The following is a 22015-nucleotide window of genomic DNA, read 5'->3' as shown; positions in this document are numbered from 1 at the left end:
TAATGGAAGGCTGCTTTTTCATTGCGGCTGTTCGCCGCCCTTACTTCGCTACGGTCTTGTTGTAGTTGCCGATCTTCTCGGTAATGGCCTTGGCCGCATCGTCCAGTGCCTGCTGTGTCCCTTTTTTGCCGGTGAGCGCCTCTTCAATGGCTCCTTCCACAAGCTGCCGGGCTTCCGGAAACACACCCATAACCGCGCCTTGGGTAGCTTTGCTTAGCTTGGTGTTATGGAGCTGGTCCACGGCGGTCTTGAACTGCGGATATTTGGCCATATTGTCCTTGACGATCTGCTCGTCATAGGCCTTCTTCGTAATCGGGAAGTAGCCGGTATTGATATGCCATTGAGCTTGGATATCCGGCTTCGCCAGGTATTTCATAAACTCCCAAGCCGCCTTTTGCTCCGCTTCCGGCTTATTGTTCAGAATCCAGTTGGAGGCTCCGCCGACAACCACGCCGCCTTGGGCCGCGCCTTCCGGTTTCGGGAGGAAACCGGTGCCCACCTCGAACTTGCCGGCGGCTGCGTCCACAATACCGCGGAGAGAAGCTGTGGAATCCAGGGTCATAGCCACTTGTCCGGCAAGAAAAGCCTTCTTCGTATCATCCGTCTTGCGGCCCAGGTTCACAGCAGACTTGGTATCAACCAGGTCCTTCCACCAGCTCAGGGTCTTGAGCCCCGCTTCGCTGTTCACCAGGGACTTGGTAGCCGGTGCAGTACGGCCATTTCCGTTATCCACGTATTCTGCGCCCTGGTTGGCAAAGAACTGCTCGGCGAACCAGCCGTAGATGGCGAAGGAGGCGCCGGATTTGCCGTCCTTGGTAAGGGCAGCGGCGGCTTTCTTCACTTCTTCAAAGGTTTGCGGCGGCTTCTCAGGGTCAAGGCCTGCGGCCTTGAACATATCTTTGTTATAGTAAAGGATCGGGTTGGAGGTGTTGAACGGCATGGAATATTGCTTGCCGTCGAAGGTATAGTAGCCGAGAATGTTTTCTTCCAGCTGGGACAGGTCGTACTTCTCCTGGTCAATGAAGGTTTGAACCGGTGTAATCGCCTTGGAGTCGATCATAAAACGGGAGCCGATTTCAAACACCTGAATCATGTTGGGTCCACTCTTGGAGTCCATGGAAGCCTTCATCTTGTTAAGGCTCTCATCGTAGGTGCCTTGGTACACAACCTCCACCTTGACGTTGGTTTGCGAGGCGTTGTAGTCCGTCACCAGCTTGTCTATGGCCTTGCCCAGCTCACCGCCCATGGAATGCCACCAAACAATCTTCACCGGCTCCTTCTTGTCCGTTGGAGCGGTTGAGGCCGCCGATTTTTCGCTGTTGGCCGGCGAGGCAACGGAACCGTTGGCGGCAGGTTCCGTAACGCCTCCGCAAGCGGCTGCTGCCATTAATGTTCCGGCAGCCAGGACCGCCGTAAAACCTTTTCGCATCATTGGTTTCATGTTTGGTTTCTCTCTCCCTTAATGGTTGATATATATACTGTGAACCGCCTGACGGCGGAGACCACCGGCATCTTAAACCCTTTACCCCTTAACCGCTCCCGCCGTTATGCCGCGCACCAGCTGCTTCAGCCCCAGAATCAGCAGGAGCAGGGACGGCAGCAGCACGATGGCGACGCCGGACAGGACCAGGTTCCAGGAGGTGAATTCCTCGAACTGCAGCATGCCGATTCCGATCTGGACCGTCCGCATCTCCGTGCTGTTCGTGATGAGCAAGGGCCAGAGATACATGTTCCAGGATTGCAAAAACACATAGACGGACAGCGTCGCCAGCGCCGGGCGGGATAGCGGGAGTACAATGCGCAGGAAATGCCGGATATGGCCGCAGCCGTCCATCCGCGCCGCCTCGAACAGCTCCCGGGGCAGCTGCAGGAAGAATTGCCGCAGCAGGAACACGCCAAAGGCCGAAGCCAGGAAAGGAATGGTCAAGCCCTGGTAGGAGTCGAGCCAGCCCCATTTTTTGACGGTGAGATAATTAGGGATGATGGTCACTTCCCACGGAATCATCATGGTGGACAGGAACAGGGCAAACCAGAAGGACTTGTACCGGAAAGATACATACGCAAACGCATACGCCGCCATGGCCCCCGTCACTACTTGTCCGATAGTAATGAGAGCAGCAATGGTGAAGCTGTTGGAGATGAACCGGAACACCGGGATCAGCGCCAGCACCTTTTGGATATTCTCCAGGTAGAGACCCGACGGGAGCAGCTTGGGCGGATACATCATCGCCTCATCCGGAGTCATAAACACCGCCAGGAAGGTGTAAAGCAGCGGGTAGATCATAACCGCGCCCGCTGCGGCCAGGAGCAAATAGTATAAGGTGAGATTGGAAGCGCGCTTCAGACTCACTGATAGTGCACCTTCCTCTCCAGCACCGTAAATTGAATCACCGTCAGAATGAGAATGATGGCAAACAGCACAAGCGCCATGGCGCTGCCTGTCCCAAATTGGTAATTGACAAAAGCCTCTTTGTAAATCGAGTAGACGAATACATCCGTGGAGCCGGCAGGCCCGCCTTTGGTCAAAATGTGAATCTGGCCGAAGGCCTGGAACGCCTGGATGATGGATACGATCACCAGGAAGAACACAGTGGGTGTCAGCAGGGGGAAGATGATCTGCACGAAGGTCCGAACCGGGCCGGAGCCGTCGATTCTGGCGCTGTCATAGATTTCCTCCGGGATGCCCTGAAGGCCGCTGAGCAGCACAATATAGTTGAAGCCTGAGTGCATCCAAACGGTCATGATGGCGATAGAGAAAAGCGCCATAGAGGGGTCCGTAAGCCACTGGACGGCGGGAAGGCCAACGATGCTGAGCAGATAATTGAACATCCCCAGCGTCGGGTGGTACAGCATCATCCAGATAATGGCCGTTGTGCTGACGGACAGAGCCAGCGGCAGGGAAAAGATGAACTGAAACACGCGCATGTAGCGCAATCTTGTATGAGTCAGGGCTGCCAGCACCAACCCCAGAACAATGCCGGCAGGAACGGTAAGCAGAGTGAACAGGCCGGTCACCCTCAGGGAGTTCCAGAAGACCTGCGAGGTCAGAAGGTTCACGAAATTCTCCAGCCCGACGAAGGCGGCAATCCTCCCCCGCGGGTCCGTCAGATGGAGACTGAGATAAAGCGACTGGACCAACGGATAGAACAGAAAGATGCCAAACAGCAGCAGCGACGGCGCCAGAAACAGATAACCGATGACATTCTCCTTGCGCTTCATGTGGAGCAGCGATTGCGTCTTCCGGTCCGGCTTGGCGGCAATGGTTGGCACCAGGATGGAAATTTCTCCCTCCAACGAGTTCAAGTCTATCCCACCTTTTTGTAAGAATTTGTTTCTAACCCAGTGTAGCGGGCGACTATTTAGCCAGTATCAATGGAATGTAAGGAATTTATGGAAAATTCTTAAAGGGTTTGTTAAATTGTGTCGGACCCGTGAGGGGGCCGCTATCTGGTCTGACGTTGAACAACGCTGTATCCGGACTGACGATCCGTTATTAGTCCAATGTGCGAGCTTGAGGACATTTCGCGGACTCTCGATTCGTTATTTGCTCCTCTGAGCACTCAAATCGGCTGTTTTCCGCCCCATAGCGGATCGTCTGTCCGTGTGGAGACCGAAACGCCCTTTTTTCACCGAATAGCGGAATCTGTGTCCGTAAACCCTATAGGAAGAAATTTGTAGAACTTCAAACATAAGAAATTGAGGCTCTTATGAAAAAATTAATAATTTCTCATGCGGGAAATCATAAATATGGCTGCCGAATTTAGTAAAATGGTAGGACGTTGAGTTCTGTCTGAAGGAGCTGAAAATGATGGGCGCTACCATTCTCGTTGTTGACGATGAACATGAAATAGCGGATTTAATCGAAGTGTACCTGCGGAATGAAAATTATGAGGTGTTCAAGTTTTACTCGGCAAAGGAGGCTCTTGCCTGTATTGAAACAACAGAGCTTGACCTTGCCATTCTGGATATTATGCTGCCGGACATCAACGGCTTTGCCCTTTGCCGGAAAATACGGGAGCAGCATACCTATCCCATCATTATGCTGACGGCCAAGGATGAAGAGACGGACAAAATTACGGGACTAACCTTAGGCGCCGACGACTACATGACAAAACCGTTCCGTCCCCTTGAGATGGTAGCGCGTGTCAAAGCCCAGCTGCGGCGCTATAAAAAATACAACACGGCGCAGTCTGCGCCAGTGACTGAGCCTGTAATCGTTCATTCGGGCCTGGTGATGGATGTAAACACCCATGAGTGCCTGCTGAATGAAAAACCGCTTGAACTGACCCCCACCGAGTTTTCCATTCTGCGCATTTTATTGGAGCGAAAGGGCAGTGTGGTGAGCGCCGAGGAGCTGTTTCATGAGATTTGGAAGGACGAGTATTACAACAAAAGCAACAATACAATCACCGTTCATATCCGTCACCTGCGTGAGAAAATGGGCGATACTGTAGAAAAACCAAAGTATATCAAGACCGTATGGGGGGTCGGCTATAAAATTGAAAAGCAATAAAAAGGGCAATTATGCAAATCTGAAGCGAAAAGCTTTCTTACAGATGCTGCTGCTTACTGTCACTGCTGCCGTTACCGTCTTTTTGTTGCGGATTATTTTGCGCGGACAGATTGGAGACCGCATCGTTCAATTCCTAAGCATTATTTTTTATATGGACAATTCCAGCGCACGGGCCATTTATCATTATGTATTTCGCAATAACATCGATACCATTCTGCTGCTTTTGACGCTGTTTTTTCTGGTCATTTTTTCCCGGTTCTTTATCTCCTGGTTCACCAAATATTTTGATGAAATCAGCTCCAGTATGGACCGGCTTGTGGAGGATTCAGAGGAGCGAATCTCCCTCTCCCCGGAGATGGATTTCATGGAAAATCGTCTGAATACCATCAAGGACAAGCTGGACAAACAGAAAAAGGCCGCTCAGGAAGCGGAGCAACGCAAAAATGATTTGGTGGTTTATTTGGCCCACGACATCAGGACTCCGCTTACATCCGTTATTGGCTACTTGAGCTTATTGGACGAGGCTCCCGATATGCCCATGGAGCAGAGAGCGAAATATACACGCATCACCCTTGACAAAGCATACCGCTTGGAGAAACAAATCAACGAATTTTTTGAAATCACCCGGTATAACCTGCAACAAATCAAGCTGGAACGGGAAACGATAGACCTTTACTACATGCTTGTGCAAATGGCAGACGAGTTTTATCCGATCCTATCCGAAAGAGGAAATACCACTGTACTGCGCGCAGATGAAAATTTGACCGTGTACGGCGACCCGGTGAAGCTGGCGCGGGTATTCAATAATATTCTGAAAAACGCGGCGGCTTACAGCTACCCCAACACGGAAATCATTATTTCCGCGGAGGAAATAGAGGGTTATATCAAGATCGTTTTTCAAAATCAAGGCCAACCCATTCCGCCGGACAAGCTGGCCGCTGTGTTCGAGAAATTTTACCGCTTGGATGAAGCGCGCACTTCCGACACCGGCGGTTCCGGGTTAGGGCTGTCCATCGCCAAAGAAATCGTCACCCTGCATGGCGGAACCATTGTGGCCCAAAGCAAGGATAATACCGTTTCCTTTACCGTATCTTTACCTGCCATGCCTTAGGAAAAGATCAATCTGATCTTAGGATTTTCTTAGGAATTAAACAACTCCATATTAAAATACGGCCTGCCCGCTTTGGATAAGATGGTTTTATCAAAGCAGACAGGTTTTTATTTTGCGGAAAGGAAGAATTTTGTTATGCCAAGAAAACGGGTCACACAGATTTTCCCATGGCTGCTGCCGCTCCGGATCAAACAACGGCTATTTTGCTTTTATACCGGGATGCGCCTGGATCGAAACCGCTATGCGGCGGTCAAATCCGAAGCTCCCCTGGCCTATCCGCTTTTTGAGACCAGCTGCCCTTTATACAACCGGGAAACCGGCTTTGACATGGTGTATCAGGAGAATAAGGTTTTCAATCTGAAGTTAGCCGCGGCTACCTTGAATCAGGTGGTGATCAGGCCAAATGAAACCTTTTCATTCTGGAGGCTGGTTCGGTATGCAGACCGGGATATTCCGTATAAGGATGGGCTGACCGTTATTAATGGAAAGCTCACCACAGCCCCCGGCGGCGGGATGTGCCAAATGAGCAATCTGCTCTTCTGGATGTTTCTCCACGCGCCCCTCACTGTTGTGGAGCGGTATGGACATGGCGTGAAGGAGTTTCCCGAACCGCCCAGCGATGCGCCGATGGGTGTGGACGCTACTGTGTCGGAGGGCTGGCTCGATCTGAAGGTGAAAAATGAGACGGAGGCTTCCTTTCAAATCAGCATTGCTTTTGAGGAAGACCGCATTGTAGGACGCCTTCTGACGGATCGGGACACCGGGCAATATTATGAGGTCATAAACGGCAAGCCCCAGTATTACCGCAAGAACAACAAGATTTTTGAAGAAGTGGATGTGAAGCAAAAAACCATGTCCAGGGCAACCGGGGCCTGCGTCTCCGAAAAGCTGCTTTACCGGAACAAATGCGAAATCGGCTATCCCCTTCCCGAGGGAACGGATATTGTCGAGAAAGGATAAAAAAACAAGACATATATGAAGAGAACAGGAATCACCATTTACGGATGCGACAAGGACGAAGCGGATATGTTCAGGCGGTATTCATCACGTTACGGTGTTGAGCCTACGATCATCAAGGCAGCGGTCTCGGCGGAAAATGCGGCATTGGCATCCGGCAACCGCTGCATCAGCGTAAGCCATAAAACGGAGATAGCGCTTCCCACGCTTCGTGCCCTCAAGGAAAACGGCGTCGCTTATATCTCCACAAGAAGCATCGGCTGCAACCACATTGACATGGAAGCGGCTGAAAGACTTGGCATTACGGTTGGGAATGTGGCTTATTCGCCGGACAGCGTAGCGGATTATACCTTGATGCTGATGCTCATGTCGATACGAAATGCAAAGCCGGTTTTATGCCGGGCGGACGTCCATGATTACAATCTTGGGGCTGTACGGGGGCGGGAGCTGCGCGACCTGACGGTAGGGATATTGGGCACAGGCCGCATTGGCCAGGCGGTGATAAACCGGCTGAAGGGCTTCGGATGCCGCATACTGGCTTACGACTTGCTTCCGCAAGCCAAGGCCGAATATGTTACTCGCGACGAGTTGCTGCGGCAAAGCGATATCCTGACCCTTCATACGCCCCTCACTGCCGATACTTATCACATCCTTGACCGGAAGCGAATCCAAAGCCTGAAGCACGGGGCCTTCGTGATTAACACCGGACGCGGTTCGCTTATTGACACAGAGGCGTTGATCGAGGCTCTGGAAAATGGGAGGTTGGGCGGCGTCGCATTGGATGTGGTGGAAGGCGAAGAAAGCATATTCTATCACGACTGTACAAACAAGCCGATCCATAATCAGCTTCTGTTGCGGCTGCAAAAATTGCCGAATGCGATTGTTACGCCGCATACCGCTTTTTATACAGATCACGCGTTACAGGATATCGTGGAGAACACGATTCGAAATTGCGTCGAATTTGAAAGGGGAAAACATAAATGAAAAAGCTTAGGATTGCCGTTTTGTTTGGAGGCTGTTCAGAGGAACATGACGTCTCGATTAAATCTGCCCAGGAAATCGCCCGAAACCTTGATCTGGAAAAATTCGATCCCCTCTACATCGGAGTAACCAAAGCCGGTGAATGGAAGCTCTGCGATTATCCGGATGCGAACTGGGAAAGTGGAGAGTGCACTCCCGCCATGTTGTCGCCGGACAGAAGTGTCCACGGGTTGATTGTGTTGAAGCAAGGGGAATATACGAGCATCCGCCTGGATGTTGTGTTTCCTGTTTTGCATGGAAAAACAGGAGAGGACGGTGCCATGCAGGGACTGCTGGAGCTTTCCGGGATTCCTTATGTTGGCTGCGATATTCCGAGCTCGGCGCTGTGCATGGATAAGTCTTTGGCTTATGTGGTGGTACGAAACGTAGGTATCCCTACGCCGGATTTTTGGACATTCAACAATGGCGACATGGCGGACGCGGACCAATTGGTGTATCCTGTTTTTGTGAAACCGGCCCGTTCGGGATCTTCTTTTGGCGTCAGCAAGGTATGCCATGCGGACGAATTGCCGGGAGCCGTGGAAAACGCGAGGCAATACGATAGCAAAATTCTGATTGAGCAAATGATCTCCGGCAGCGAGGTAGGCTGTGCGGTGATGGGAACCGGCAACGACTTGTTTGTGGGTGTTGTGGACCAAATCCGGCTAGCGCATGGTTTCTTCCGAATCCATCAGGAAAAAAATCCGGAGAACGGCTCTGAAAACTCCACGATCCAGGTTCCAGCCGATATTTCGGATGAGGATAAAAAGCGGGTACAAGAAACAGCGAAGCGGATTTACCGGGCTTTGGGCTGCCGCGGGCTTGCCCGCGTGGATATGTTTGTTACGGAAGACGGGCAAGTGGTGCTCAATGAAGTCAATACCATGCCCGGCTGCACCTCATACAGCCGCTATCCAAGAATGATGGCCGCCGCGGGCCTGACCCTTGCCGATGTGATCGAACGTGTTGTAGCATTAGCAATGGAGGGATAAGCATATGGAAAAAGGATTTGTGTTCCTTGATGAAGCTCTCCCCGGCATTCGCTGGGATGCCAAGTATGCCACGTGGGACAATTTCACCGGAAAGCCGGTGGAGGGTTATGAACTCAACCGGATTGTAGGCACCCACGCGCTGGCCGCCGCGCTGCTTGCGGTGCAGGAGCAGGCAGCCAACCTTGGGTATGGCTTGCTTCTCTGGGACGGTTATCGTCCGCAGCGGGCTGTGGACCGCTTTCTGCAATGGTCTGAGGAGCCTGAGGATGGGCTTGCGAAATCAAAGCACTATCCGAATATCAACCGTTCCGAAATGTTTCAGCTGGGTTACGTGGCGGCCCAATCCAGTCATAGCCGCGGCAGCGCCATTGATCTGACTCTTTATCGGCTGGATACCGGTGCCCTTGTTCCCATGGGCGGCGACTTTGATCTGATGGATGTCATCTCCCATCACGAAGCCAAGGGAATCACGGAAGCTGAGGCTCAAAACCGCCGGTTATTGCGATCTATCATGGAGTCCAGCGGTTTTAATTCCTACGATTATGAATGGTGGCATTACACCTTGAAAAATGAGCCCTATCCCACTACCTATTTTGATTTCCCCATATCGCAGCTATGAGCTCCCTGATATGAGCAATGAGGAAAAGGGGGTTCTGCAGGAAAACCAGCTTCGGAAGCAGGCGTCTGAGGACAAGCAGAATCTGGCTAACGAATCTCTATCACGCTATTTCGCGAAAACGGGCATGATAAAAAATCTAACGAATCTATATCACGTTATTCGCCTGTTTGAGCGCATTTCGGCGCAAATTCGGACAAATAGCGATCCTACGATTCGTTAGATTTCAAACATGCTCTCCTATAGTCAAATAGCGATGCATAGATTCGTTAGAGCTTCTCCCATTTTTGAAGCTTTCTTTATGATGATGCCGCTTATTTTGCCTTAAGCAAATTCAGGATGCCTTGGGCCGATTCGACCCGGGTGGTGTCCGTCTTGGGATCGAACTCATCCGCCCCCTTGCCGCCCATAAGACCGGCTGAGACGGCTTTGTTTACTTGCTCCAACGCCCATTCCGATACATCTGCCCTGTCCTTGTACCCATCCAGCTCATGGTTGGCCGCGGCAATGCTTCGGCCCTGCAGATATTCGTAAGCCCGCGTCAGAAGCACAGCCATCTGCTCCCGGGTCAGGTACGCATCCGGTTCAAACAGGCTCTCCGTTACGCCTGTAACAAGACCGGCTGCGGAGGCTGCTTCAACCTCCCGCGCATACCAGCTGTCACTGGAGACATCTGCGAACACCGCCGCCTTTCCATCGGCCTGCAAACCAAGGGTCCTGACAAGAAGCGCGGTAAATTCCGCTCTTGTGGTCCGTTTATCCGGCATGAATTGGCTGTCTGTCACGCCTGTTACAATATGCTTGGCCGCCAGCACCTGGAGGGTACGGGATGCCCAGTGGTCAAAGGGAATGTCGGCAAACTCCTTGTTGTACTCCAGCGCCGCATAGGTGCCCAGATGCTCAAGCCGGACCGACACTTGCCGCTTCAACGGATCAACCTTCCCGCCGGCATATTCCCATTCCTTCGACTGTTCGTTATAATAATATGCCCCCAGCAGCTCCTCGTCCATGCCCTCACTGTACGGCAATATGATCTCGGCGCCGCCCGCTGCCTGTTCCACCGGGATTTGGGAGCCGTCCTTAGCCGTCAGGGTGATGCTGAAATCCAGCACCTGACCGGCTGACCGGACTGCCGCCGTTCCGCCGCGGACTGGGCTGTTGACAACGGCACTGTCATGAACAGGAGCAATCTTAACATTGATCGCGGCATTCTCGATGCTGTCCAATTTCGCCAGCAGGCGGGACAGCGCAGCTTGATCGACGGTGATCTTCGCTCTATCCGCAAGCACACTCAGCGGGCGGCTTTGGATATCCGTCAAAAGAATGGAAACATCCGTTTGCCCAGTGGCCAGCTCCACAACCGCCTGGTTGCCTTGCAGCACAACCGGCGCGTGGCCGGAAGGGCTGCTTTCGCCGGAGCCGCCGCTGCCGGAGGTGCCTCCGTCATCGCTTCCGCCAGGAGTGCTTCCATCATCTCCGCCGGGATTGCTTCCATCATCGCCGCCCCCGGGATTGCCTCCGTCATCCCCTCCGCCAGGGTTGCCTCCGCCCTGATCCTCGGGCAGCGTCAACACCTCAACAGATGGGCCGTCCGTCGTCCAGTTGCCCGCCCCATCCCCGGCTTCGACCTTGAAGATATAGGCAATTGCGGGGCTCAAATCCGTTATCACGGCTGTAGATGCAGAGCCTGCAACCGTAACCGACCGTGACTCTCCCCAGCTGATCCGGTATTGCGCAACGCCTATGTTATCCTCCGCAGGGGTCCAGCTTAGCGCAACAGAATGCGGAGTCACATCCGAGCTTGCCACTTGGCTTGCCTCCGGCCAAACAGGGGCTACGGTATCAGGTCCCGGCTCCACCGCAAGGGGGGTCAGTACCACCTCGCCTTTATCCGGCACAGCCTTCACCAAAACATACTTGTTGTCTCCGACGTAAAGCTCGGTTGCCGGAATTTCCATGCCTTTCTGCGTGGCCTTGACGCCGTTCCAGTCATTGCTGACTCTTACTCTGACCGTCAAGGGATAATCAAAGAGTGTATCATCCATTTGATCCGTCAGCGTAAATTTGATCCGGTTGGAATCCTTGGCCGTAACCTTAAGCTGATGGGTATCTCTTTCCTGGGCATACATGGCCACATCCGTAAAGGTGCCCACCCATACCCTGTCTCTGGATGCGTCCAGATAACCCAGCATGTTCTGCGCAATATCCTTCGCCGTAAGCGTCGTTCCCGTGGAGGAATTGTAGGCGCTCTCCAGCAAGCTGTGGTAATGGACGGAGGTCCATCCGCCGTAATAGGACACATTGCTTACCTTATAATTGGGATCGTACAAGGTTTTGACCAAACCTTCAACACTGGCGTCATTGGGTCCGGTGTATGCGATTTTGGCCGAAGGGACGGAGCTGAAGCTGCTTACCTGGAGATAGTTCACATTCCCCGCCTGGTTGGGCAGCCCCTGCACCCCTCTGGCCGCAATGTAATACCGCGCTGCAACCTCCTGATTGCCATTGCCGAAAGGATAATCCAGCGTTTTGGCATTTCCGCCCGCAAGCTGGTTGATCATCTGGAGGGAGCCCAAATACTCGTCAATATATTTTTGCTCCGGATAATTGGCGGTATCCCTCAGGTCCTCGTGGTTCACCGTATGGGACTGGATGTCATGGCCGGCAGCGATCAAAGGCTCCCACACCTCCCGGGTAAACGCCCGGTCTCCGCCGGTTCCTCCCGTAATGACGAACCATGTGAAATGGAAGCCGTATTGCTCGCTGAACTGCTTCCAGGTGCTGTGCTGCGAATTGTAGTTGTCGTCAATGGTGATGGAGAACGCGCCTGCTTTATCGTCATTCCACAGGGCCACCTTCGCATCGCCGTGGTACTCGGGCCAAGCGGCGAAATCCGCCACGTCGATCCGGCTGTTCCCCTCGGCAACCGGCGGCAAATTCTTCAGCTGCGGGCGTTCCGGCGCGTTGATGGTTTCCGCCGCTTCCTTGGCGGCGGCGCGGATAGCCGCTTTGCTTGCATAACCGCCTGCAGGCTTCAGATCGATCATGAGCTGTGCCGCAGCTTCCTGCTGCGCCGGGGACAGAGCGCCGTATTCAGGCAGATACAGTCCGAGGGCGGCGGATTTCAGCGCAGCCATCCATTCCCCAGCGTTGGCGGCGCTGTTCAGAGCCTTGATGCCTTCGGTCTTAACTGCATCGTACAACGCTTGCTGTACGACGGTTTTATTGGCGTATCCCTTCGCGGGGCGGCCGGAATACAAGGTTTCGATCACTGCCTGCCGGGCGGATTCGCTCAATGCGTTATATCCGAACAGCACCAAAGCCAAATCGCCGGACAGAACCGCCTCCTTCAGCTCCCCGGCGCTTGACGCCGCATTGACGGCCTGAACGGCCTGGGCCGGGTTGTCAATGATCTTCAGCCACAGCTCCTTGTTCGCCGCAAAGGAATCGCCGTAGCTTCCGGCAATGGAATAGGTGCCTCTGTTCAAGCCCTTATGGTAATCGTTATAACCGTAAGCCTCTTTATAAAGCATATCGGTTGTAGCGACTCCCATGCGGCTTACGATATCCGCCATTTGCGAATCGGACAGGCCTGTGGAGCCTCCGCTGAAGGATTGAACGTCATAGATGATATGGATGATGCTCTGCCAGCCGGCGTACACATATCCAAGACTGGTCCGGCTGCCGCCGCCGTCTGTGGCGTCGAACTCCAGAGCCATGCCCCGCGCGCCCAAATTGGGGAATTCATCAAAACCGCCCAGAATGAAGCCCTGATATCCATACGGATAAGTGGGGGATACGGGCACCTCATAACCTCCGAAGGGCGACACAGTGCCGTTGAAGCCGTAATCCATCAATTCCTTCATCCAAAGGCCCAATTGGTCCGGCCTATGGCCTTTGTAGGTGAAGCCTGCCTCCCCATCATTCTTGGTGGCTTGCTCCAGCTTGGTTTTTCCCGTATTGGCAAATGTGGTGGCGATATTGGTCAGCCCTGCTGCCTGAAGCTCCGCCGCAAACGAATCGTAGCTGAAGTTTTTCAGCCGGCTGTTGGCTGCTTCCACACCGAAGTAATAAATGGTGGCGATGGCCGAACCGACGCCGCCGTTTCGGTAGTTGGGATTCCAATCCTTGCCGAAGTTTCCGATCTGGTCAAGCCCGGTATTGAAGTTGTTCTTGTCGCTGTAGCCCCAATGGGCGCCAATCAATGCAGCTTCCATCAGAAGATCGATCTTGTGCTTCTCTTCCTCCGTAAGCCGTTCCCAAACGGCTGGCACCTGCAGCTTGGCAAGGGTCATCGTATTCAGCACCGGCAAATAACCGGTGGCATTCAGCCCGTTGCCCGACATGGCCGGCTCATTGCCTCCGGCGATAACATTGCGGATTTGAGCCAAAGCGCGCTCATACACCTTGGTGCCGTCCGCGGCCATGTAGTCCGGATTGTACATGGAGGCCATGGTCAGATAATACATGGCGTAAGCGCTCTTGAGCCGATTGGGATCATATTCCGTCATGGTCATGTAGTTTTGATGAGTATTCGGATTTTCAATCGTTGACGGAGTTAAGCTATACTTCGCCAAGATCTGATTGAACATGCTGTTGACCACGGATGAATCAAACGGAAAATCTATGAGCTCATCCTCCGAAAGGGTGGTAACGGCAACCGGTTCGGAGGAGGCTTCCTTAAGCGCGAAGTCATAGGCCTTTACCATGTAGCTGTAGGAGGTTGACGGCCGGACATCGGAATCCACATAGACGGTGCCGGATGCAACGGTGGCAATCTCGTTCCCGTCCCGGAATACCTTGTAATGCTTGATTCCCACGTCGTCTGTGGATTCCGTCCAGGACAGCCTGACCTGCTGCGACGGAACCGCCGTTGCCGTCAGGCTGCCCGGAGCCGTAGGCGGCTCAAGGTCATCCTGAACCAGGACAGGATCATCAAAGGCCAATTGTATCTCCATGTCGCTGGCATAGGGAATTCCCGCAAGCAAGTCCTTGGCAAGCTTGTCCTGCTCCGCCGCTGTCATGGTTTGAAACTTGTCCAGGGACAGTCCCAGCGCATTGGAGGTTAACGCCCGCTTCATCTCCGATGGAGTTGTGGCGTTATTAACCGCTTGAATCGCCGCCGCCTGCTCTGCCTGGTCCAGCACCAGGACATTGCTTACCCGGAACACTCCCGAATCCTCGGTTTTGACCAGCATCTGGCTCAAGCTGTTGATATCCGGGCTGCTGGTTGACCGGAAAGCATAGGAATCGGCAATCTGTACAGGACTTTTCCCTTCGGGCGCCACCCATACACTGTAGGTTTTGGCCGTAAAGTCCGGCACCAGCTTGACATGATACTTGGTTCCGACGGAGGCCCGCAGCTCATTCTCGCTGGCATAGCCAATCCGGTTATAGGCATCGAAGGTGCCGGCGGATATGCGCAGAATCATGGCCAAATCTGCATACCCGTAAATCGATGCGTTCTCTCCGGCGAAGCCGATAATTTCATTGCCCACACTGGTCACCGGCAGCACATCAAAGCGGATGGCCTTATCCCCGGCAGTGTCCGATCCCAACGAATGGACTGCATCGTTGAAGGAGATTGCGCTTTCATGGGAGCTGCCGATAAGATTGACGTTTTCCACGGCGGCGATCCCGTTTCCATTGGTTTGCTTATAAAGCTTGCCGATGTCGGCTATCTCCGGAGCTGCTGCGGCAAAGCTGTAGTCTTTGGCGATTTGCACCAGCGGACTGTCCGGCGCAGCAACCCACGCATCAAAGGTGTCGGCCACCAGATTGACAACGGTCTTCACATGATAGGTTTCGTATACCGAATACGCTACCGTCCGCTCCGCCATATAACGGTCGCCGTTGACCGCATCGAAGACCCCGTTGGCATTAAGCCGCACTGCAACCGGGAAATCCTCACGGTCCTGGGGAACGGCGGCATGGCCGGTTACCGTGATCGCCGCATCGATGTTGGCGATGGAGGGGGTAACCTCGTATTCCAGCACCCTGATATTGCCGGTGTTGCCCTGCCCCAAATTGGCGATCTCCACCACATCCGTTGTGGGGATCTCAGGCGGCTTCGGCGTTGTATCGATATAGACGAATTTTACCGCATCCGCTACCGTATACCCGGCATCTGTAGCCAGAATCTTCACATAGTTATCGCTGCCTTCGGATAAATGATACCGTCCGATCTTCATCCAGGTGCCGTTGTTCACCTGTTGATTCACCGTCTTGGTGGTATCGGTTCCGCCGTCATACTTGACCTCTATGGGCGCGGCCTTTGGTCTGTTGTTGAAGGCCACCCAGCGCATATAGATATCGTAGTCTCCGGCCTTGAGGATGTACGGCGTCCATTTGGCCCACTTGTCCGGGGAATCCGCTGTGGCTGTTCCGTCGTGAACCAGATCGTCCCCGTAATAGCCTCCCAATGTGGTGCTGGAGGGCCATGTGCCCCCCGAGGTGGTAAAGCCCGAATCTTTATTATCGACAATATATTCTGCGGGAATCTCCGGCATCTGCTCAATAATGACCAGCTCCGGCTTAATTGTATTCTCTCTGCTGAGAACCCGTGCCTCCTTCTCTGTCTGTGTTCCATTCATCAGGACAAAAGACGCGATCTGCTCGCCGCCCAGCTTGCTTTGCAAATAGTCCGTCACGTCAAACTCGAAATATTGAGCGGTGCTGGTCACAGTTTGCGAGCCTAGCGGTTCTCCCGAAGGGGAGGGGGCATTTCTCCAGGTGATGGTCAATTCCGACCACTCATTGGTATCCACACCGTACACCATCAGAGTCACACTGGGGATCACCGTGGAATCCAGCTTGCCGTACACTCTTAATTTTGCGCTGTATACGGATTCCACATCGGAGTAATTGAATTTCAGGAATGATTTCCGTTTGCCGTCATCATTCGGATCGTTTACAAAATACAAATTCAGTTCCTTGCCATAGTTGTTATCGATATATTTTCCGCCTCTTACATACGCATCCTCCGCAGAAATAAGCTTAACCGGCTGCGTGCTTGCTGCATGGGCAGTTTTCGCCTGGAGGCCAACGGGTAAACCGGAACCGAACAGAGCTCCAAGCATCATGACAATGGTCAAAAAAACAGCGGTTGCTTTCCTTATCCTTTTGTTGGGAATAAAAATCACGATATATGCTCCTTTCTTCCACTTCCACTCTCCGCGTTTTCCGCAAGTGGAAACGGTTCCAACCGAATGAAGTAAAGAAAGAAGAAGACGATACCCGTCTGCCTTCTTCTTTCCGTTTGGCCTGCGGTTACTTCTTCACCGTGGCGTACCAGTCGTTCAGCTCTTTCGTTGCCGCATCCCCGCCGGAGGATTTATATTTGGCAAGGAAGGAATCCAGGTTGGCCAGAGAATCTGCGCCTGCAATGTACTTGATGGTTTGGTCATTGATCAGGGTGTTAAGCGTTTGATTGGTCTTGGAGAATTCGGGCAGATACGGCGCCATTCCCAAGGGGCTGCTGACCTTTGCCGTCTGCTTCACATTCAGCTCCTCGAAGCCTGCGAACAGCCGGGGGTCCTTGCGGACTCTGGCCTGCCAATAGATGGGATAGTTCTGCTCATCAATACCGGTCAGGAAGTTTACCGCCTGGTTCCGCTCGTCATTGAAAAGCGGGAGAATCGGGGTATACGCATTGTCCTTGAAGGTATAGTGCTTGCCTTCCTCACCGATGGCAATCAATTTGAACATATCCTTCTCCAGCTTGGCGTTCATCCATTTGACGGTTTCCTCCGGATTTTTGGAGGACTTGGGAATATAGGAAATACGGTCGAAGCCGCCGCCGGGAGAGCCCAAGCCGACTGCCCCGTCCTTCCCCTTCAGGGCCGGAATATAGGCATACTTGGCATTGGGGTTATTCTTTGTCAGAGCATCGGCAATGGTGGGGATATCATACCAGCCTACCGACAGAACGCCGGCTTTTCCGCTTGTAAATTTCTCCTTGGCGTTTCCGTCCTTGTTCACGACAAATTCCTTGTCCAGCAAGCCTTGCTTATACAGGCCTTCCATATAAGCCGCATAGTCCTTGTAATTCGGGTCCAGCGGACGGGAAACAATCTTTCCGTCCTTCACGTTCCAGGTGTTGGGGAGGCCGAAGGCTCCGGAAATATTCTCTACAAACGGAGCGCTGGCAACTGCCGTAAGCGGAATGGTGTCTCCGGTTCCTGCCGGGTCCTTTTCCTTAAACGCCTGGAGCACGGCGGTAAATTCATCCAGCGTAGTCGGCATCTTCAGATTCAATTTCTCCAGCCAGTCCACGCGAATCAGCAAATTCAGACCGATATTGTCCAGCGCCAATGTGGGAATGGCGTAAATCTTCCCGTCCACCTTGGCAGCCTCCCAGGTTTCCGCGGAAATCGAAGCCTTGATATTCGGCCCATACTGGTCGATCAACGGTCCCAGGTCCACCAGCGCGCCTTTTTTGGCATAATCGCTGTAGAGCGCCTTCATATCGCTGCCGCCGCCGGTTGTAACCACATCATAGGCCTCGCCGGAGGCAATCAGCAGGTTCAGCTTGTCCTGCGGCTTGTCTTGAGGAAGCATGTCATACTTCACCTTGTAGCCAGTCTTATCCTCAATGTCTTTAGCCAGCGGATAGGTGTTGTAATCCTCCTTTTGCCATACGGACAGCACCTTCAATTCCGGCTTGGGCTTTTCGGTGGCAGCGGGCGATGCAGAAGCAGCAGAAGGAGCGGAAGAATTGGCCGTTTGGCTTTGGCCTGAGGAGCAGGCGGCCACACTGGCGGCAAGCACGGCGGATAATGTCAGCGCCGTTAATCGTTGAGCACTTTTTTTCTGTAGCAAATGAAACCCTCCCTTAAAAAATGTGGTATAAAGTGCATGTATAATCAACCCCGGAGATGAAGCCTGAGGATGATACCATTATCAGCCTTTCACAGACCCGATCATAACACCCTTGATAAAATATTTTTGCAGATATGGATATACCAGCAGAATCGGAACGGTTGAAGCAATAACGGCTGCGGCGCGCACTCCTTCCGGGGCGATATTCATCAGCTCGTCGGCGCTTTTGTCCATGCTTGCAGTGGCCGAATCGGCATCCATGACAATGCTCTGCAAATACAGCTGGAGTGTTTTCAAGGAGGTGCTGTTTATATAAAGCATGGGGTGAAAGAAATCATTCCAGTAATACACGGCATAGAACAGCGCAATGGTGGCGAGAACCGGGCCGCTGATGGGAAGAATAATCCTGAACAGAATCGTCATGTACCGCGCTCCGTCGATCCGGGCGGATTCCTCCAGGCTCTCGGGCAGAGTCTCATAATAGCTCTTGATCACCAGCAGGTTGAATACGCTGATAAGGGCGGGCAGCACAAGGGCCCATAAGCTGTCGATGAGTCCCAGGTTCCGTATCAAGAGATAGTTGGGAATAATGCCTCCGTTAAACATCATGGTGAATATGAACAGCAGCATGACCAGCTTAATTCCGGGCAGGGTCTTCTTAGACAGCGGATAGGCGGTTACGGCCGTTATGAGAAGGGAAAGCAAGGTTCCGCAGGCCATCACGCCCACCGATATCAGGAATGCGCGGACATATTGCTGGGAGGTGACGACAAATTTAAGGGTATCGATCTGGAAATCGATGGGCAATATACCCACTTTGCCTGAAATAACGGCCCATTCCGCACTAACCGCTTTGGCGAACACATTGGCAAAGGGAAGCAGGGTGGATGCGGCAAACAACAGCAAAACGAGATAAATGACAACATCCAGGGAAATATCTCCGACTGTTCTTCTTTTCATTGTAACCTCCTACCAGATGCTTCGTTTCATGAACTTTTTGCTGAGGAAATTGCCGGACACCAGCAGGGTGAAGCCGATGACGGAATTGAACAACCCTACCGCCGTGCTGAAGCTGTAATCCATGTGGCCTAAGCCCATACGATACACATAGGTTCCGATGACATCGCCCGTATCATATACAACGGGGTTGTACATGGTGAGAATCTGCTCCGTTCCCGCATCCAGCAAATTGCCGATCCGCAGGATGAGCATGAGCATAATCGTCGGAGCAATATTGGGCAGGGTGATGTAGAACATTTGCTTGATCCGCCCTGCGCCGTCCATGGCCGCCGCTTCGTATTGGTCCTGGTCGATTCCGGCAATGGCGGCGATAAAAATAATCGCATTCCAGCCCACTTCCTTCCAGCCTGCCGTAAACACCACCACACTCCGGAAAAATCTATTGTCCGCCATAAACGAAATGGCGTCGCCGCCGAACCATTGAATAACCTGATTCACCAGTCCGCCCGACGGGGACAGGATGTTGACGAACAAGCCGGAGACGATTACCCATGATAAAAAGTGGGGCAAATAGATGATGGTTTGCACGCTCCGTTTGAACCACATCTTGGAAACTTCATTCAGGAATAAAGCGACGAAGATGGGAATCGGAAACAACAGCACGATTTTGTAGAGGCTGATCAGCAAGGTATTGGAGAATACCTGGCCGAATTCGCTGGATTGAATTAATTTGTGGAACTGCTCCAGGCCGACCCATGCGCTTCCGGCAATGCCTTCGAAGATGTTGAAATCCTGAAAGGCGATGATAATTCCGTACATGGGCGTGTATTTGAATATCAGCAAAAACAGCAGCCCCGGCACAAGCAGCAAATATAAATCGAAATAGGCGTAAACCTGCCGGAACCGCTTTAATTTGCCCGTTTTGATTGCGGTACGATCCCACTTTTTCTTCTCCGTTAGCAGCGTGCTCATCTTGTGGCTCCTCTCTTTATCTCTTTGTGGCTTCATTATATCGGGAATCCCGCCCTTGATATAGATGGACAATTCATAAAAAAGAGGGTCATTTCTTTAAACTTTCGGCTCTGAAGCCCCGCTCCGGGCCGCAAAAAAACCCGGCGGGAGACTACCGCCAGGTTGTGGGTATGCTTAAGCCGGAGGGCTTTACGGCCGCGGCCGGGAAAAACAGGTTCTGCCTATGGCTGCTTGCGCACCGCCTTCAGCCGGACCGTAACCGTCGTTCCGCTCCCCGGCCGGGAATGAATCATGATGCCGTATTCCTCTCCCGCATACAATTTGATCCGCTGATTGACATTGAACAAACCATAAGAGCTTCCCTTGCCTTCCGCACGGGTTTCCGGGGGAAGCAGCAGCAGCCGTTTGACCTGCTCCTCCTCCATGCCGGCTCCGTCATCGGAAACGACGATGATCAAATCTCCGGCCTCCGTGCGCGCCTCGATCCGAATCATGGAATGCTCCCCGTCATTGCCGAGAACCCCATGCAGAAGGGCATTTTCCACAATGGGCTGAAGCGTCAATTTAGGCATGACATAATCGCCAAGCCCCGGCTCCGATTGAATCTGGAATTGGAACAGATCGGGGAAACGCTTGGTCTGAATCTCCAGATAGACACGGGCCAGCTCAAGCTCATCGGCCACACTGACAATATCCTTGCCTTTATTCAGGCTCAAGCGGAAATATTGGGCGAGAGCGCCGATCATCATGCTGACATCCTTGGCCCCCCGGTCGAGAGCAAGCCAATTAATCGTATCCAGCGTGTTGTACAGAAAATGCGGGTTGATTTGCGCCTGCAGCACCTTCAGCTGAGCCTCCCGCTCATACATCTCGGCTTTGTAGGTCTTCTGCATCAAGGTATTCACCCGGCGTATCAGGTTGTCCACAGTCCGTTCCAGCATGTTGAAATCGCCATAGGCGGAATCCAGATCCTCAAGGCGCTCAATCCCTTTTTTATTGATCATGGAAATGACTACCTTCACCCTGCGGTTCATATAGCGGACAATGAAGGCGATCAGGACAAACATCACCACCAGAAACAGCGAGAAAATTACCAGAAAAGTGGCTACGCCGGAGGACTGGTTCATCTTTAGAACCCTTCTGGAGATATCCGTAACCGGAATATCCCCCACCAGCTTCCAGCCCTGGGTGGAAATCTCCGTGTACAGCACATACCTTTCCCCGCCGTTCAAGTCCGTCTTGGCGGAAATTCCGTCCTTGGCCGCCGCCATTTGCGCCAATAACGGTCCGGCCAGGCTGGCGCTGCCGATCATCGAAGGGTCTTCATGGGAAATAATCATGCCTTCGGTGTCCGTTACATAGATGTTGCTTGTTTCGGTAAAGGAGATATTGCTCAGGATGTCGTTGACCATCTTGGCTTCCATGTCGATCATCAGCACGCCTGCAACCTGATCATACCGGTTGGGGCTGCGCAGCATCCGGACGCAGGACAAAATGTAGGTGTCCTCCCTGTCGATGTAGCTTTCCTTGTACACTCCCGTCCAGACCATACCGCCGTTGGCTTTGATGACGCGGTCATACCAGGGCTCCTGCCTGATGCTGTCCAGAGTGAAGAAGTTATAGTTTTCTCCGGATATCAGCAGGGACCTGTCCACAAACAGCCGTACGCGGAAAATATTGCGGTCGGCCTGAACCGACTGAATGAATTTATTTAATTCCTTATTGATCTCCATCTGCTCGGCGATTGCGGTTTCCTTTCCGGAAAGCTCCAAAAAATTTTGCAGCATCGAACTGGTCAAAGCCGAGTTGGAGATGTCCTCCACATGGTTCATCCGGTAGGTCAGATTGCTGCCCGCCTGCTTGAGGGCCTCCAGCATGGAGCCGCTTACTTCCTCCTCCAGAATGGAAACCGTTCTTTGGTAGTAGGAATATAGCAGAACGGACGACGGAACCACAATAAGCAGCACGTAGAGCAATAACCAGGACCTTGGCATGGCATACTTGCGTTTGAGCCGCGCAAGCAGCCGCATTCCCTTTGTTAGAAAAGTCAGCAT

14 protein-coding genes are annotated in these 22015 nt (G+C 52.8%); 6 read left to right on the top strand and 8 right to left on the bottom strand.

Features of this window, described 5'->3' with window-relative positions:
• Window positions 1-40 precede the first annotated feature (40 nt).
• The 3 genes from DQG13_RS20810 to DQG13_RS20800 all read right to left on the bottom strand — a co-directional run bounded on the left by DQG13_RS20810 (window position 41) and on the right by DQG13_RS20800 (window position 3219).
• The gene (locus DQG13_RS20810; protein ID WP_113021749.1) at window positions 41-1441 is read right to left on the bottom strand and encodes an ABC transporter substrate-binding protein; all 1401 of its coding nucleotides are present in this window, start codon (window positions 1439-1441) and stop codon (window positions 41-43) included.
• Between the two features lie 81 nt (window positions 1442-1522).
• Window positions 1523-2344, bottom strand: a complete 822-nt coding sequence (locus DQG13_RS20805; RefSeq protein WP_258525788.1) for a carbohydrate ABC transporter permease — start codon at window positions 2342-2344, stop codon at window positions 1523-1525.
• A gap of 2 nt (window positions 2345-2346) precedes the next feature.
• Window positions 2347-3219, bottom strand: a complete 873-nt coding sequence (locus DQG13_RS20800; protein WP_113021784.1) for a carbohydrate ABC transporter permease — start codon at window positions 3217-3219, stop codon at window positions 2347-2349.
• Between the two features lie 589 nt (window positions 3220-3808).
• On the opposite strand from DQG13_RS20800, the gene vanR reads away from it, so the two are divergent.
• From vanR to vanX, 6 genes are all read left to right on the top strand, one after another.
• A complete protein-coding gene (vanR, locus tag DQG13_RS20795) occupies window positions 3809-4513 on the top strand; it encodes a VanR-ABDEGLN family response regulator transcription factor (protein ID WP_113021747.1) in 705 nt (234 codons plus the stop codon).
• A complete protein-coding gene (locus tag DQG13_RS20790; protein ID WP_113021745.1) occupies window positions 4494-5624 on the top strand; it encodes a sensor histidine kinase in 1131 nt (376 codons plus the stop codon). The genes vanR and DQG13_RS20790 overlap by 20 nt, the downstream gene beginning before the upstream one ends.
• Window positions 5625-5759: 135 nt before the next feature.
• Window positions 5760-6584, top strand: a complete 825-nt coding sequence (gene vanW, locus DQG13_RS20785) for a glycopeptide resistance accessory protein VanW (protein ID WP_113021743.1) — start codon at window positions 5760-5762, stop codon at window positions 6582-6584.
• A 15-nt stretch (window positions 6585-6599) separates the two neighbouring features.
• Window positions 6600-7565 carry a D-isomer specific 2-hydroxyacid dehydrogenase family protein gene (locus DQG13_RS20780; RefSeq protein WP_113021741.1) on the top strand — a complete coding sequence of 322 codons (966 nt, stop codon included), beginning with the start codon at window positions 6600-6602 and terminating at the stop codon, window positions 7563-7565.
• Window positions 7562-8593 carry a D-alanine--(R)-lactate ligase gene (gene vanA, locus DQG13_RS20775; protein ID WP_113021739.1) on the top strand — a complete coding sequence of 344 codons (1032 nt, stop codon included), beginning with the start codon at window positions 7562-7564 and terminating at the stop codon, window positions 8591-8593. The genes DQG13_RS20780 and vanA overlap by 4 nt, the downstream gene beginning before the upstream one ends.
• Before the next feature lie 4 nt (window positions 8594-8597).
• A complete protein-coding gene (vanX, locus tag DQG13_RS20770; protein ID WP_113021737.1) occupies window positions 8598-9212 on the top strand; it encodes a D-Ala-D-Ala dipeptidase VanX in 615 nt (204 codons plus the stop codon).
• Window positions 9213-9523: 311 nt separating this feature from the next.
• Here the strand turns inward: vanX and DQG13_RS20760 are convergent, their stop codons facing one another.
• The 5 genes from DQG13_RS20760 to DQG13_RS20740 form a co-directional block, all read right to left on the bottom strand.
• A complete protein-coding gene (locus DQG13_RS20760) occupies window positions 9524-16351 on the bottom strand; it encodes a CBM96 family carbohydrate-binding protein (RefSeq protein WP_113021733.1) in 6828 nt (2275 codons plus the stop codon).
• A 127-nt stretch (window positions 16352-16478) separates the two neighbouring features.
• Entirely contained in the window at window positions 16479-18029 is a 1551-nt protein-coding gene (locus DQG13_RS20755) for an extracellular solute-binding protein (RefSeq protein WP_113021731.1), read from the bottom strand.
• 81 nt (window positions 18030-18110) lie between these two features.
• Window positions 18111-18989 (bottom strand): carbohydrate ABC transporter permease, encoded by an 879-nt coding sequence (locus DQG13_RS20750; protein ID WP_113021729.1) that lies wholly within the window; start codon window positions 18987-18989, stop codon window positions 18111-18113.
• Between the two features lie 9 nt (window positions 18990-18998).
• Window positions 18999-19961: an ABC transporter permease gene (locus DQG13_RS20745; RefSeq protein WP_113021727.1), complete on the bottom strand. Its 963-nt coding sequence runs from the start codon at window positions 19959-19961 to the stop codon at window positions 18999-19001.
• 221 nt (window positions 19962-20182) lie between these two features.
• Window positions 20183-22015: a sensor histidine kinase gene (locus DQG13_RS20740; protein WP_181592888.1), complete on the bottom strand. Its 1833-nt coding sequence runs from the start codon at window positions 22013-22015 to the stop codon at window positions 20183-20185.

It is taken from the genome of Paenibacillus sp. YN15 (assembly GCF_003285005.1).
Lineage (GTDB): Bacteria > Bacillota > Bacilli > Paenibacillales > NBRC-103111 > Paenibacillus_AR.
Note: the sequence above shows the minus strand (reverse complement) of the source record. Positions and strands in the feature narration are given on the sequence as shown.